We start from the raw sequence: 13,990 nt of genomic DNA, 5'->3' as shown, positions 1-13,990 counted from the left end.
GACCGGCGCATCACGCTCAACCTGGCCCCGGCCGACCTGCCCAAGGACGGCGGGCGCTTCGACCTGGCCATTGCGCTGGGCCTGCTGGGGGCCAACGGACAGATTCCGCTGGCCGCGCTACAAGACATCGAGTGCCTGGGCGAACTGGCGTTGTCCGGGGCGCTGCGGCCGGTGCAGGGGGTGTTGCCGGCGGCGCTGGAGGCGCGCAAGGCGCAGCGCACGCTGATCGTGCCGGCCGCCAATGCCGAAGAAGCCTGCCTGGCCGCCGGCCTGACGGTGATCGCGGCCCATCATCTGCGCGAACTGGTGGCGCATTTCAACGGCCAGACCCCGATGACGGCGTACCGCGCCAACGGCTTGCTGCCCCAGGCCCAGCCTTATCCCGACCTCAGCGAGGTGCAAGGCCAGAGCGCGGCCAAGCGCGCGTTGATCGTGGCGGCGGCCGGTGGTCATAACCTGTTGTTCAGCGGCCCGCCGGGCACGGGCAAGACCTTGCTCGCCAGTCGTCTGCCCGGGCTGTTGCCGCCGCTGGACGAGTACGAGGCGCTGGAAGTGGCGGCCATCCAGTCGGTGGCCAGCCAGGTGCCGTTGAACCACTGGCCGCAACGGCCGTTTCGCCAGCCGCACCATTCGGCGTCGGGGCCGGCGCTGGTGGGCGGTGGCAGCCGTCCGCAACCAGGCGAGATTACCCTGGCCCATCATGGTGTTTTGTTTCTGGATGAGTTGCCGGAATTTGACCGGCGTGTGCTGGAGGTGCTGCGCGAGCCGATGGAGTCAGGGCATATCGTCATCGCCCGGGCCCGCGACCGGGTACGTTTTCCGGCGCGCTTCCAGCTGGTAGCGGCCATGAACCCGTGCCCGTGCGGCTATCTGGGTGAGCCCAGCGGGCGTTGCCGCTGTTCCACCGACCAGATCCAGCGCTACCGCAACAAACTGTCCGGTCCGCTGCTGGACCGCATTGACCTGCACCTGACCGTGGCGCGTGAGGCCACCTCGCTCATGGTGCCGGCTTCGGTGGGGGAAACCACCGCCAGTGCCGCCGCCAAGGTCGCCCAGGCCCGGGAGCGCCAGCAACGGCGCCAGGGGTGTGCCAATGCCGTGCTCGACCTGCCGGGCCTGCGCGCCCACTGCCCGTTATCGACCGCCGACGAACAATGGCTGGAAACCGCTTGCGAGCGCCTGACCCTGTCGCTGCGCGCCGCCCACCGGTTATTGAAAGTGGCGCGCACCCTGGCGGACCTGGAAGACAAGGACCGGATCGAGCGCGGCCATGTGGCCGAGGCATTGCAGTATCGGCCAGCGACGTAGCACGGACACGGCGCAACCCCCGTAGGAGCGCGCTCTGCCCGCGACCGGCTGCGTAGCAGTCGTAAATTTGCAGCGTTTCATAGATTTTGAATGCATTCACAATCGTAAATTTGCAGCGTTTCATAGATTTTGAATACGTTCACAATCGTAAATTTGTGGCGTTTCGCAGATTTTGCGAGCGCTACGCACTCGGTCGCGGGCAAGCGCGCTCCTACCACATCCGCAGGCGCGTGGCAGCGGCTTACCTGAACCGGTCCACCTCGGCCAGCAACTCGGCCGCCAGGGCATTCAACTCGCGGGCGGTGACGGCAAGGTTGGCCACCACTTCGCGCTGCTCGCTGTTGGTCATGGCGATGCTTTGCAAATTGCCGCTCAGCGTCGTGGCGGTGCTGCTCTGTTCCTGGGCGGCGGTGGTGATGACGGCGAACTGCTGGCCGGCCTCACGGCTTTGTTCGTCGATCTGGGCCAGGGCCTGGGCCACCTTGCTGTTGAGCGACAGGCCTTCCTGCATCAGGGTGTTGCCCTGCTGCATGGTGTTGATGGCATTGCCGGTTTCCTGCTGGATGCTGGCAATCATCGTCGAGATTTCATCGGTGGCCTGGCGGGTGCGCGAAGCCAGGCTGCGCACTTCATCGGCGACCACGGCAAAGCCGCGGCCCTGTTCGCCGGCGCGGGCCGCTTCGATGGCGGCGTTGAGGGCCAACAGGTTGGTCTGGTCGGCAATCGAGGTGATGACGCCGACGATGCTGCCGATTTCCTGGGAGCGCTGACCCAAGGTGTCGACCACCGTGGCGGTGCTGCTCAGCGACGCGGCGATCTGCTGCAGCGAGCCGGACGCTTCGTCCATCGAGGTACGGCCAATACGGGTCTGGCGCGCGTTTTCCTGGGCCAGACGCTCGGTGTCCTGCATGTTGTCGGCGATGTTCATCGAGGTGGCGCTGAACTCTTCTACCGCACCGGCCATGCTGGTGATTTCGCCGGACTGCTGCTCCATGCCGGCATGCGCGCCGCTGGACAACCCCGACAAGGCATGGGCGCGGTCGCTGACCTGGCGCGAGGCGGTGCGAATGTGCTCGACCATGGTCGACAAGGCTTCGCTCATGGCGTTGAAGCTGCCGGCCAGTTGGCCGATTTCGTCGTGACTGGTGACCGGCAGGCGCACGCTGAGGTTGCCGGCGCCCAAGGCCTCGGCCTGTTGCACCAGTTCCGACAGGGGCCGCAGCTTGGTGCGCAACAGCCAGATCGACCCGCCGACCGCGATCAGCATGGCCAGCAGGCTGCCGATCGCCAGTTGTGTGCCGACGCTCCAGGTCACTGAACCGATTTCCTGCTGCGGCATGCTCGCCACGACGTTCCATGGGCCGCCTTCGAACGGCATGCTTACGCTGTAGAAGGTCTCGTCGCCATCCTGCCAGAACTGCCCCTTGCCCGACTGTGCGACGGCGGCGGTCACCGCCGTGGCGGCCTGGTCGGCATTCTTGACCCCGGCCGGTGCCACCAGCCATTTGTTTTGCTCATCAAGCAGTGCCAGCGAACCGGTCTTGCCGATGCGGAAGCTCTTCAGGTTTTCGAACTGGGCATTCTGCGCATCGGTGTAGTCGAATCCCACGAACAGAGCGGCGATGATCTGGCCACTGGCATTGCGCACCGGGCTGTACTGGGTCATGTAGTTGCGCTCGAACAACAGCGCCTTGCCGACGTAGGGCTGGCCCGCCATCAGCTTTGCATAGGCCTGGCCCTTGCGGTCCAGCACGGTGCCGATGGCCCGCGTTCCGTCCTGCTTGGTCAGCGATGTGCTGATCCGAATGAAATCGTCGCCACTGCGCACGAAGACCGTCGCGACCCCGGCGGTGAGCTTGCGAAATTCATCCACCTCGCTGAACTCGTTGTTCAGCGCCTGGCCTTCCAGGAACAGGCCCGGCGTCACGGTGCCGGCCACCGTATAGGTGGTGCCGGACTGGACGCTCAGGCCCGTGGCAAAGCGCTGTTCGAACAGGTTGGCCAGGCGCTGGGTGCTGTCGCGCAGCGTGGTATGGAAGGTATTGAGCTGATCGGCCAGCAGGCGTGCCTCGCTGGCCATGTGTTCTTCGCGGATGACCAGGTTGGCCGCATCGAGCGAGCGCAAGGCAAAGAGGGTACTGCTGCCAATGACGACCGCCAGAATGACGGCCAGGGCAATACCAAGCTGGGAAGCAATCCGGGCACGGGGCTTGGACATGACGGCTCCAGGCTGGGTGGTTCGAAGCCCCGCAAAAGGGACTCGCCAGCCAGCAACGTTAATAGTGAAGGTTCGAAGCGCAGCGCGGCGCACCCCATGGGTCGGCACAGGCGGCTCATACTTGAGCGTCTTGCAAGGATATTAATGGCTCATTACCTGGAAACTGCCACTACGCCCACTGTCTTATTTATAGCTTTGTATCCAGCCTTGTGAATCGCCAGAATAGGCAGTTCCATTTCTTTCTTTCATCGAGCCCCACGAACATGCAGCCCGCCGCCCTCAAGGAACTCTGGATCATCCTGCGCCTGGCAGGGCCGCTGATCGCCTCGCAACTGGCGCACATGCTGATGGTCTTCACCGATACGGTGATGATGGGCCGGCTGGGCCCCGAGTCACTGGCCGGCGGCGGGCTGGGCGCCGCCACTTATGGCTTTGTGTCGTTCTTCTGCATCGGGGTGATGGCGGCGGTCGGTACGCTGGTGTCGATTCGTCAGGGCGCGGGCGATGTCGAAGGCGCCACGCGCCTGACCCAGGCCGGGTTATGGCTGGCCTGGGGCATGGCCATCCTGGCTGCCGCATTGCTCTGGAGCCTGGAGCCTTTGCTGCTGCACCTGGGCCAGGACCCGCGCAATGTGCACATGGCCATGCAGTTTCTCACCACCCTGCCGCTGGCCCTGCCGGGCCTGCTGACCTTCATGGCGCTGCGGGGCTTTACCAGCGCCCTGGGGCGGGCGGGCCCGGTGATGGTCATCAGCCTGGTAGGGGCGCTGGCCAACTTCATCCTCAACTACGCCTTGATCGAAGGCTGGCTGGGCCTGCCTGCGCTGGGCCTGTACGGCATCGGTCTGGTCACTGCGGTGGTCACCAACTGCATGGCCCTGGCCCTGGCGCTGCACATTCGCAGGCATCCGGCGTATGCGGCCTACCCGATCCGCCAGGGGCTGGGGCAACTGTCACGCAGTCATCTGGGTGAGCTGTGGCGCCTGGGCCTGCCCATTGGTGGCACCTACGCTGTGGAGGTCGGGCTGTTCACCTTTGCCGCGTTCTGCATGGGCGCGCTGGGCACCGCGCAAATGGCCGCGCACCAGATCTCGCTGCAGACGGTGTCGATGGCCTTCATGATTCCGGTGGGCATTTCCTATGCGGTGACCATGCGCATCGGCCAGCACTACGGGGCCGGCAACCTGCACATGGCGCGCCTGGCCGGACGGCTGGGCATTGGCTTCGGGGGCGCGCTGATGCTGCTGTTTGCCCTGTTGTTCTGGCTGGCGCCACGGCAGATCATCAACCTGTTCCTGGACATCGACGACCCGGCGCTCAACGACATCGTGGTGCTGGCAGTCAAGCTGCTGGCCATCGCCGCCTGGTTCGAGCTGTTCGACGGCGTGCAGACCATCGCCATGGGTGCGATTCGCGGACTCAAGGATGCCAAGATCACCTTTCTGATCGGCCTGGCCTGCTACTGGCTGGTGGCGGCACCCGCCGCCTGGTTGCTGGCCTTCCAGACGCCCGCTGCCGCGCAAGGCGTCTGGTGGGGGCTGGCGCTGGGGCTGTTGTGTGCGGCAGTGACCCTGACCTGGGCGTTCGAGCGGCGCATGGCGCGCCTGCTGCGCAAGGCCGCCCGGCCGGTAACCCTGCAGGCCTGATCAGCCGTCCTGGTTCGACGACTGCACGGGCACGCCGCCCTGGGTCAGGTACTCGACCAGCTCGGCCATCGGCAGCGGGCGGCGAATCAGGTAACCCTGGGCCTGGTCGCAGCCGTACTCTTGCAGCAAGGCCAACTGGCCTTCGGTCTCGATGCCTTCGGCCACCACTTCCAGGCCCAGGTTATGGGCCAGGTTGATCATCGCGTGGACCAGTTGGCGGTTCTCCGGGCGCTGTTCCATTTCACCGACGAAACTCTTGTCGATTTTCAGCAGGGCAATCGGCAGGCTGTTGAGGTGCACGAACGATGAGAAACCGGTGCCGAAGTCGTCCAGCGAGAAGCGCACGCCCAAGGCACGCAAGGCATCCATGGTCTTGCTCACCAGGTCGCTGCGGCGCATCACGGCGGTCTCGGTCAGCTCGAATTCCAGCCAGTGGGCATCCACGCCCTGCTCGTTGATCAGGCGGCTCAGGGTGGTGAGCAACTGATTGTCCTGGAACTGGCGGAACGACAGGTTGATCGCCATGTGCAACGGCGCGATACCCTGTTCGCGCAAGGCGCGCATGTCACGCAGTGCCCGGAAGATGACCCAGTAGCCCAGGGGCACGATCAGACCGCTCTGTTCGGCCAGCGGTACGAACTCGCTGGGCGGTAACAGGCCGCGCTCCTGATGACGCCAGCGCACCAGGGCTTCAAGCCCGACAATGGTGCCGCTGTTCATGCACAGGCGTGGCTGGTAGTGCAGTTCCAGTTCATCACGGCGCAAGGCCCGGCGCAGTTCACCTTCAAGGTCGGCCAGGCTGCGGGCATTGCGGTTGATGCGCTCATCGAACAGGTGCCAGGTGCAGCCCTGGATGCTCTTGGCCTGGCGCATGGCAATGTGCGCGTGCCACATCAGCGGGTCGGCCCCGGCCCGTGCGCGGGCATGGGCCACGCCCAAGCTGCAGCCGAGCAGCAGGCTCTCGCCGTCGATCCAGTAGGCTTCGGACAGCGCCTCGATGATGCGTTCGGCCACCAGGGCGGCCCGCTGCGGTGCGTCGCGGGTGTCGATCAACAGCGCAAATTCATCGCTGCCCAGGCGGGCGATCTGGTCGTTGACATCCAGCTGGCGCTTGAGCCGCGCCACCACTTGCAGGATCAGCCGGTCGCCGCCCTGGTGGCCCAGCGCATCGTTGGCCCGGCGAAAGTTGTCCAGGTCCAGATGCCCCAGCGCCAGGCCCGTACCGTCGTGCTCGGCCAGGCGCGCCGCCAGCAGGGTCTGGAACCCCTGGCGGTTGGCGATGCCGGTCAACGGGTCCTGCTCGGCCAGGCCTTGCAGGGTGCGCTCCAGATGCCCGCGTTCGCGCACATGGCGCAGGCAGCGGCGCAGGGTGTCGGGGGTCAGGCTGTCCCGTACCAGCCAGTCGCTGGCGCCGGCCAGGCCGGTATCGGGTTCGGCCTCCAGCAGCATCACGATCGGCAGGCTGCAGCTGCCGGCCGGTGGCTGCAGCTCGGGGCTTACCAGCAGTACCGTGTCGCGCTCGCCAGCGTAGCGCCTGCCGTCGGCGTCCCAGTCCTGGATCCAATCCAGCGTGATTGACGCAGAGAGGGTGGCCAGGCAGCTTTGCAGTTGCTCCAGCCATTCAGGCTCACAGGCCAGCAGCAATAACCGCGAGGGTTCGACACGCGTTGGCAAGCTGACTCCCTAAATCCAGAGGAAAAATGCAAGGGGGCGGAAACCTCAAAACGAGGTATCGAAAAAAATGTAAATGAGTACGGTGTGCAAATGTAACAAAATCAAGAAATTTAGATAGCGGTTACTGAGAAAGGGACGAAGGTCACTGCACAGCGCCATGACCCTGTTAAAATGCCTGCCCTTTCGTACACGACGCCTAATCTCCCATGTCCCGACTCAATCCCCGGCAGCAGGAAGCCGTGAACTACGTCGGCGGCCCGCTGCTGGTGCTCGCCGGCGCCGGCTCCGGCAAGACCAGCGTGATCACCCGCAAGATCGCGCACCTGATCCAGAACTGCGGCATCCGCGCCCAGCACATCGTGGCCATGACCTTCACCAACAAGGCCGCCCGGGAGATGAAGGAGCGTGTCGGCACCCTGTTGCGTGGCGCCGAAGGTCGCGGCCTGACCGTCTCGACCTTCCACAACCTGGGCCTGAACATCATCCGCAAGGAACATGTGCGCCTGGGCTACAAGCCGGGGTTCTCGATCTTCGACGAAGGCGACATCAAGTCCCTGCTGACCGACATCATGCAGAAGGAGTACGCCGGCGACGATGGCGTCGACGAGATCAAGGGTATCATCGGCTCCTGGAAGAATGACCTGATCCTCCCCGAAGAGGCGCTGGCCAATGCCCGCGGCCCCAAGGAGCAAACCGCCGCCATCGTCTACATGCACTACCAGCGCACGCTCAAGGCCTACAACGCGCTGGACTTCGACGATCTGATCCTGCTGCCGGTCAAGCTGTTCCTGGAACACGCCGACATCCTGGAAAAGTGGCAGAACCGCGTGCGCTACCTGCTGGTGGACGAATACCAGGACACCAACGCCAGCCAGTACCTGCTGGTCAAGCTGCTGATCGGCAGCCGCAACCAGTTCACGGTGGTGGGCGACGACGACCAGTCGATTTACGCCTGGCGCGGGGCGCGGCCGGAAAACCTGATGCTGCTCAAGGATGACTACCCGTCGCTGAAGATCGTGATGCTGGAGCAGAACTACCGCTCCACCAGCCGCATCCTGCGCTGCGCCAACGTGCTGATCGCCAATAACCCGCATGATTTCGAAAAGCAGCTGTGGTCGGAAATGGGCCACGGTGATGAAATCCGCGTGATCCGCTGCCGCAACGAAGAAGCCGAGGCCGAGCGGGTGGCGATGGAAATCCTCACCCTGCACCTGCGCACCGACCGGCCCTACAGCGACTTCGCCATCCTGTACCGTGGCAACTACCAGGCCAAGCTGATCGAGCTCAAGCTGCAGCACCACCAGATTCCGTATCGGCTCTCCGGCGGCACCAGCTTCTTCAGCCGCCAGGAAGTGAAGGACCTGATGTCCTACTTCCGCCTGCTGGTCAACCCGGACGACGACAACGCCTTCTTGCGGGTGATCAACGTGCCGCGCCGCGAGATCGGCTCCACGACCCTGGAAAAGCTCGGCAACTACGCCTCCGAGCGCAAGGTGTCGATGTACGCCGCCAGCGAGGAACTCGGACTGGGCGAGCACCTCGACAGCCGCTACACCGACCGCTTGCAGCGTTTCAAGCGCTGGATGGACGGCGTGCGCCAGCAATGTGCGCAGAGCGACCCGATCGCCGCCTTGCGCAGCATGGTCATGGACATCGACTACGAGAACTGGATCCGCACCAACAGCTCCAGCGACAAGGCTGCCGACTACCGCATGAGCAACGTGTGGTTTCTGATCGAGGCCTTGAAGAACACCCTCGAAAAAGATGAAGAAGGCGGCATGACCATCGAGGAGGCGATCGGCAAGCTGGTCCTGCGCGACATGCTCGAACGCCAGCAGGAAGAGGAAGAGGGCGCCGAAGGCGTGCAGATGATGACCCTGCATGCCTCCAAGGGCCTGGAGTTTCCGTACGTGTTCATCATGGGCATGGAAGAGGAAATCCTCCCGCACCGCTCCAGCATCGAGGCCGACACCATCGAGGAAGAGCGACGCCTGGCCTACGTTGGCATCACCCGTGCGCGCCAGACCCTGGCCTTCACCTTTGCCGCCAAGCGCAAGCAGTACGGCGAGATCATCGACTGCGCACCCAGCCGCTTTCTCGATGAACTGCCGCCCGACGACCTGGCCTGGGAAGGCAACGACGACGCCCCGGTCGAGGTCAAGGCCGCTCGCGGCAACAACGCCCTGGCCGATATCCGGGCGATGCTCAAGCGCTAGGCCGCAGGACTGGCGGTGTTGAACGCCTCACACTCTGGGAGGCAGCTTGCTGGCGATGGCTATGTGACAGACGCAGCAGGTGCATGGGCCTTGCTGGCCTCATCGTCGGATCGCCGCCCGCAGCAAGCCGCCTCCCACCCGTTGGATGTGACCCTGAATGTCGTGTCTGGCACCAGACTGTGGGAGGCGGCTTGCCGGCGATAGCGGTCGTGAACCTGACGTACTTTCAGCGTCTGTTACGGCCAGTCGCGAGCAGAGCTGGTCAGGATTGGGCTACCCGTCATTCGGCGCGACCTGTTGTGGGCGCTGTCGCCTGCAGGCCGGCCAGCAGCAGGCGTTGGTACAGTTCTTCACGCAGGCCATCGGGTCTGTCCAGGCCCATCCGCGCAAGGTGCGCCGGATAGGCCGCGGGGTCCGGCGCATCGAAGGTGGCCTTGCCCAGTTCCAGCATTTCGGTGAGTTTGAGCTTGCTCTTGAGCCAGTTCAGTGCACGCAGCAGGTCACGCTCTTCACTGCTGAAGTCCGAGCCCAGCGGGTATTCGGCAAACAGTTGCGGATAACGTGCCGCCAGCGCCTTCAGGCGCTCGGGCGTATTGTCGGTAAAGCGCGGGTCGAGCTGGAAGTCGTGTGACAGCTTGCCGGCCTTTTGCGCCTGCTCGATCAGGCCGGGCTGGAAGCGAGAGTCGCTGATATTGAGCAGGCGCTCGATCACCGTGGCGTCGGTCTGGCCGCGCAGGTCGGCGATACCGTACTCGGTGACCACGATGTCGCGCAAATGCCGCGGAATGGTGGTGTGCGCGTAGGACCAGACGATATTGGAGCTGACCTCGCCACCGGACTCGCGCCAGCTGCGCAGGATCAGAATCGACCGGGCATCCTCCAGCGCATGGGCCTGGGCCACGAAGTTGTACTGACCGCCCACGCCGCTGACCACCCGTCCATCGGCCAACTGATCGGAGACCGCCGCACCCAGCAGGGTGACGGTGAACGCACTGTTGATAAAGCGCGCATCGCGACGCTGCAAGCGCTTGAGTGCTTCGTCGCCGTACAGCTCGTTGATGAAGCTGATGGCGGTCATGTTGAACTGCGCCAAACGTTCGGCCGGCAGCTCACGCAAGCGTTCATAGAAGCTGCGCGGTCCCAGGAAAAAGCCGCCGTGCACCACCACGCCGCCGGCCTGCTGGCTTTCGTCCAGCGCACCCTGGTTGGCCAGTAACTGCAACCCGGCGTCGGCGTACACCTTGCGCCGTACGATACCGGCGTCGGCCAGCGCCAGCAGGCCATTGACGAACATTTCGCTGCAACCGTACAGGCCGCTGCCGAAGGGCTCGGTGCCGCCTTCGCGGTCGATCAATGTCTGCCAGTTGCTCATGTTCAACTCACCGAGCAGGCCAAGGTAGGTGGCGTTGTCGGCCTGGCGCGCCAGCAGGGCAGCGGTCAGAGCGTCGCCCATCGAGCCGATGCCGATCTGCAGGGTGCCACCATCGCGCACCAGGGTGCTGGCGTGCAGCCCGATCAGATGATCCTGCAAGCCCACTGGCATGTTGGGGGTGGAAAACAGGGTGGCGTGCTCGGGCTCATCGATCAGCAGGTCGAAGGCCACCGTATCGAGTTCGGCGTCGCCGGGCATGTACGGCAGCCCGGCATGCACCTGTCCCAATACCAGGATGGTTTCGCCAGCGGTGCGGCGTTTGGCAATCATGGGCAGCAGGTCGAGGGTGACGTCGGGGTTGCAGCTCAGGCTCAGCCGGTCAGGATATTGCGGGTCGCTGGCCACCAGTTGCGCGACCAGGTTCAGGCCCTTGGCATTGATGTCGCGGGCGGCATGGCTGTAGTTGCTGCTGACGTAGTCCTGCTGGGCCGGGGCGCTGTCGAGCAGGCTGCCGGGCTGCATGAAGAACTGCTCGACACGGATATTGGCCGGCAAGCGGTTGCGGCGCAGGTCGCCCAAGTACTCCAGCTCCTGGTAATCGCCGAATACCCGCTCCAGGAACGGTTCCAGAAACCGCGCCTGCAAGCCCTCGCCCGGTGTCGGGCGACCCAGGCTCAAGGCGGTGTAAATGGTCAGCCGTCGCTCGGGCAATTCGCGAATACGGGCATACAGCGCGTTGACGAAGCGGTTGGGCTTGCCCAGCCCCAGCGGCATGCCCAGATGGATATGCGCGGGCAACTGCGCCAGCACCTGGTCGACGGCGTGTTCGATGGAGCAGGTCTGCGGCATCCGGGCGTTCCTGAAACAGGCTTGAGATGCAGCTTGGACCGTTATCGCACAACAATTGCTGCACAAGCCGGTTTAGGTGGCATGGCACTCGGCATTCGCGACCGCTGGTCGCTCCAACAGATCGGTTTGGCATACATTCCGCAGGAGCGACCAACGGTCGCGAAAGAGGCGGTCCAGGCGCCGCCTTTTCAGCGTCTGGCGCTCGGCACTCGCGACCGCTGGTCGCTCCTACAAATCGGACATTTTCTGGATGGCGGCTTTCAGCTCGGCGTCGCTGCAATCGGCGCAAGTGCCCTTGGCTGGCATGGCCCCGATCCCGGTAATGGCCTTGGCCAGCAGGCCGTCGAGGCCGCCTTCCTTGTCGGCGCGGGTTTTCCAGGCGGCCTTGTCGCCGCTCCTGGGCGCATTCAGCAGGCCGGGACCGTGGCAGGCATTACAGTGCTTATTGATGATGTCATCGGCACTGCGGGCGGCTCCGCCTCCAGCCGCAACGGTCACCGTGACACCCGGACACGCCTGCCCCTGGATGCACACCTTGCCGACCGGTTCGAGCCTTCGGGCGATTTCTTCGCTGGAGGCGCCCATCAGGCTCATGGGGGCCAGCAGTGCCAGCGCCGCCACGCACAGGGTTATCGGATTCACAGGTTCGCCCTCATGAAGGCTGCGCCTGTTACCTTGCCATGGATCGATACACCGGCCAGCCCCCGGTGGTCAGGGGCTGGCGCATTCCATCAGAAATTGGCCGGGGTGGCGGCGCTGATCAACCGGGCCGGCGCATCGAACGGGTTGCGAAAGCGATGCGGACGGGTACTTTCGAAATAATAGCTGTCGCCGGCTTCGAGCAGGTAAGTGTCGGGACCGACGATCAGTTCGAGCCGGCCTTCGATCAGGATGCCGGTTTCCTCACCTTCATGAACCAGCATTTCTTCGCCGGTGTCGGCGCCTGGCGGGTAGGTCTCGGTCAGGAAGGCAATGGCCCGGCCCGGGTGCGACTTGCCCACCAGCTTCATGGTCATCGCGCCGTCGGAGATGTCCAGCAGCTCGTTGGCCTTGTACACCACTTGGGTGGTGTTGACCGGCTCCAGCTCTTCGGAAAAGAACTCGACCATGGACATGGGAATGCCACCCAGCACCTTGCGCAGCGAGCTGATCGACGGGCTGACGCTGTTTTTCTCGATCATGGAGATGGTGCTGTTGGTCACGCCGGCCCGCTTGGCCAGTTCGCGCTGGGACAGCCCCTTGAGCTTACGGATGTATTGCAGTCGCTCACCGACGTCCAATGCGGCAGTCCTCCAGGTTCGGCGACCCTGTACGCACGCGCGTTGTAAGGCAAGACAAGGCACAGGCAGGCCTGTCACTGCCGGGCATCGGGCAGGTTGGGCCGGATGCCTGCCGGCGGCACGATCTCTTCGGATCGTCTTCAATCGCCGCACGATCAACGCGCAGGCATGCATGTACAAGGCCTGGGGTTAAAGTCGAGACCGGGGCATGATGGCAACAGTGTTCGATATTTACAACAGCTGCACCGACAGAGGCCCGACCATGCGGCGGGCCGTCAATGTCAGCTGTCGCGATACAGGCGTGGCACGCGCTTGAGGTTGCAGAACAACTGGTAAGGGATGGTGCCGGCCTGGGCGGCAATTTCGCTGGCGGCAACCTGTCGGCCCCAGAATTCGACCCGGCTGCCGAGCCCGGCCTGGGGCAGGTCGGTCAAATCGATACAAAGCATGTCCATCGACACCCGCCCGACCAGGCGGCCCGGCTGGCCGTCGACGCTGACCGGCGTGCCGGTGGGGGCATGGCGCGGGTAGCCGTCGGCGTAGCCCATGGCGACGACCCCGATGCGGCTGGGCCGCTCGGTGATGAAAGTCGCGCCATAGCCCACCGGTTCGCCGGCCGGCAGCTCGCGCACGCTGATGACCTTGGATTCCAGGGTCATCACCGCTTGCAGGCGGTCTGCCAGTGGATGCGCCTGTTCGAACGGCGTGGCGCCGTAGAGCATGATCCCCGGGCGTACCCAGTCGCTGGTGATTTGCGGCCAGCCCAGCAAGGCGGGCGAATTGTTCAGGCTGGTCTGGGCCACGAGCCCTTCGCGGGCGGCGTTGAACACCGCCAGTTGCTCCTCGCTGCGCGGGCAGTCCAGCTCGTCGGCGCGGGCGAAGTGGGTCATCAGCACGATGTCGGCGACCTTGCCGCTGGCCTTGAGGCGTTGGTAAGCCGCGGCGTAGTCGGCGGGAAACAGCCCGACCCGGTGCATGCCACTGTCGAGCTTGAGCCAGACCGTCAGTGGCTTGCCGACGGCGGTGCGTTCGATGGCCTCCAGTTGCCAGAATGAATGGACCACTACCCACAGATCATGCTCGACGATCAAGTCCAGTTCCCGGGCTTCGAAAAAGCCTTCCAGCAACAGGATCGGACCCTTGATGCCGGCGGCCCGCAGCTCCAGCGCCTCTTCGATGCAGGCCACGGCAAAACCGTCGGCCTCGGGTTGCAACGCCTGTGCTACCCGCACCGCGCCGTGACCGTAGGCATCGGCCTTGACCACGGCCAGCGCCCTGGCACCGGCGTGTTCGCGGGCCAGGCGGTAGTTGTGGCGCAAGGCTTGAAGGTCAATCAGGGCACGGGCTGGGCGCATGGTCAGTCATTCTTTTTCATGGGAACGGGTTGTGGGTTTGTAGAGGCCGGACAGTGATCCGCTACGTGGTGA

9 protein-coding genes and 1 pseudogene are annotated in these 13,990 nt (G+C 64.5%); 3 read left to right on the top strand and 7 right to left on the bottom strand.

Annotated elements, in window-relative coordinates:
• On the top strand, positions 1 to 1,308 hold a 1,308-nt coding region (locus DGA31_RS08600), incomplete at its 5' end, for a YifB family Mg chelatase-like AAA ATPase (protein ID WP_109512227.1).
• A 241-nt stretch (positions 1,309 to 1,549) separates the two neighbouring features.
• On the opposite strand, the gene DGA31_RS30665 is transcribed toward DGA31_RS08600, so the two are convergent.
• Positions 1,550 to 2,272 carry a methyl-accepting chemotaxis protein gene (locus DGA31_RS30665; protein ID WP_421957956.1) on the bottom strand — a complete coding sequence of 241 codons (723 nt, stop codon included), beginning with the start codon at positions 2,270 to 2,272 and terminating at the stop codon, positions 1,550 to 1,552.
• Positions 2,273 to 2,404: 132 nt separating this feature from the next.
• Positions 2,405 to 3,526, bottom strand: a pseudogene (locus tag DGA31_RS30660) (Cache 3/Cache 2 fusion domain-containing protein); the annotation flags it as partial.
• 263 nt (positions 3,527 to 3,789) lie between these two features.
• Between DGA31_RS30660 and DGA31_RS08590 the strand changes: the two are divergent.
• The gene (locus tag DGA31_RS08590) at positions 3,790 to 5,172 is read left to right on the top strand and encodes a NorM family multidrug efflux MATE transporter (RefSeq protein WP_109512225.1); all 1,383 of its coding nucleotides are present in this window, start codon (positions 3,790 to 3,792) and stop codon (positions 5,170 to 5,172) included.
• Here the strand turns inward: DGA31_RS08590 and DGA31_RS08585 are convergent, their stop codons facing one another.
• Positions 5,173 to 6,846: a putative bifunctional diguanylate cyclase/phosphodiesterase gene (locus tag DGA31_RS08585; RefSeq protein ID WP_109512224.1), complete on the bottom strand. Its 1,674-nt coding sequence runs from the start codon at positions 6,844 to 6,846 to the stop codon at positions 5,173 to 5,175.
• Between the two features lie 206 nt (positions 6,847 to 7,052).
• Here DGA31_RS08585 and rep point away from each other — a divergent pair, with 206 nt between their 5' ends.
• Positions 7,053 to 9,062 (top strand): DNA helicase Rep, encoded by a 2,010-nt coding sequence (rep, locus tag DGA31_RS08580; protein ID WP_109512223.1) that lies wholly within the window; start codon positions 7,053 to 7,055, stop codon positions 9,060 to 9,062.
• A 280-nt stretch (positions 9,063 to 9,342) separates the two neighbouring features.
• Here rep and DGA31_RS08575 read toward each other — a convergent pair whose 3' ends face one another.
• The 4 genes from DGA31_RS08575 to alr all read right to left on the bottom strand — a co-directional run bounded on the left by DGA31_RS08575 (position 9,343) and on the right by alr (position 13,918).
• A complete protein-coding gene (locus DGA31_RS08575) occupies positions 9,343 to 11,283 on the bottom strand; it encodes an acetyl-CoA hydrolase/transferase C-terminal domain-containing protein (RefSeq protein ID WP_109512222.1) in 1,941 nt (646 codons plus the stop codon).
• A gap of 228 nt (positions 11,284 to 11,511) precedes the next feature.
• On the bottom strand, positions 11,512 to 11,877 hold the full coding sequence (locus tag DGA31_RS08570; RefSeq protein ID WP_109512242.1) for a c-type cytochrome: 366 nt from the start codon (positions 11,875 to 11,877) through the stop codon (positions 11,512 to 11,514).
• A gap of 137 nt (positions 11,878 to 12,014) precedes the next feature.
• A complete protein-coding gene (locus DGA31_RS08565) occupies positions 12,015 to 12,563 on the bottom strand; it encodes a cupin domain-containing protein (protein WP_109512221.1) in 549 nt (182 codons plus the stop codon).
• A 281-nt stretch (positions 12,564 to 12,844) separates the two neighbouring features.
• Positions 12,845 to 13,918, bottom strand: coding sequence for an alanine racemase (alr, locus tag DGA31_RS08560; protein ID WP_109512220.1), 1,074 nt, complete (start codon positions 13,916 to 13,918; stop codon positions 12,845 to 12,847).
• Positions 13,919 to 13,990 lie beyond the last annotated feature (72 nt).

The sequence above is a fragment of the Pseudomonas ovata genome (assembly GCF_003131185.1).
Taxonomy (GTDB): Bacteria; Pseudomonadota; Gammaproteobacteria; order Pseudomonadales; family Pseudomonadaceae; genus Aquipseudomonas; species Aquipseudomonas ovata.
The sequence above is the reverse complement of the archived record's forward strand: the minus strand, read 5'-3'. Positions and strand labels throughout refer to the sequence as shown.

Coding starts and splice junctions, on each gene's coding strand:
- DGA31_RS30665 (WP_421957956.1), bottom strand. CDS start 2,272: ATGGCCGGTGCGGTAGAAGAGTTCAGCGCCACCTCGATGAACATCGCC.
- DGA31_RS08590 (WP_109512225.1), top strand. CDS start 3,790: ATGCAGCCCGCCGCCCTCAAGGAACTCTGGATCATCCTGCGCCTGGCA.
- rep (WP_109512223.1), top strand. CDS start 7,053: ATGTCCCGACTCAATCCCCGGCAGCAGGAAGCCGTGAACTACGTCGGC.
- DGA31_RS08575 (WP_109512222.1), bottom strand. CDS start 11,283: ATGCCGCAGACCTGCTCCATCGAACACGCCGTCGACCAGGTGCTGGCG.
- DGA31_RS08570 (WP_109512242.1), bottom strand. CDS start 11,877: ATGAGCCTGATGGGCGCCTCCAGCGAAGAAATCGCCCGAAGGCTCGAA.
- alr (WP_109512220.1), bottom strand. CDS start 13,918: ATGCGCCCAGCCCGTGCCCTGATTGACCTTCAAGCCTTGCGCCACAAC.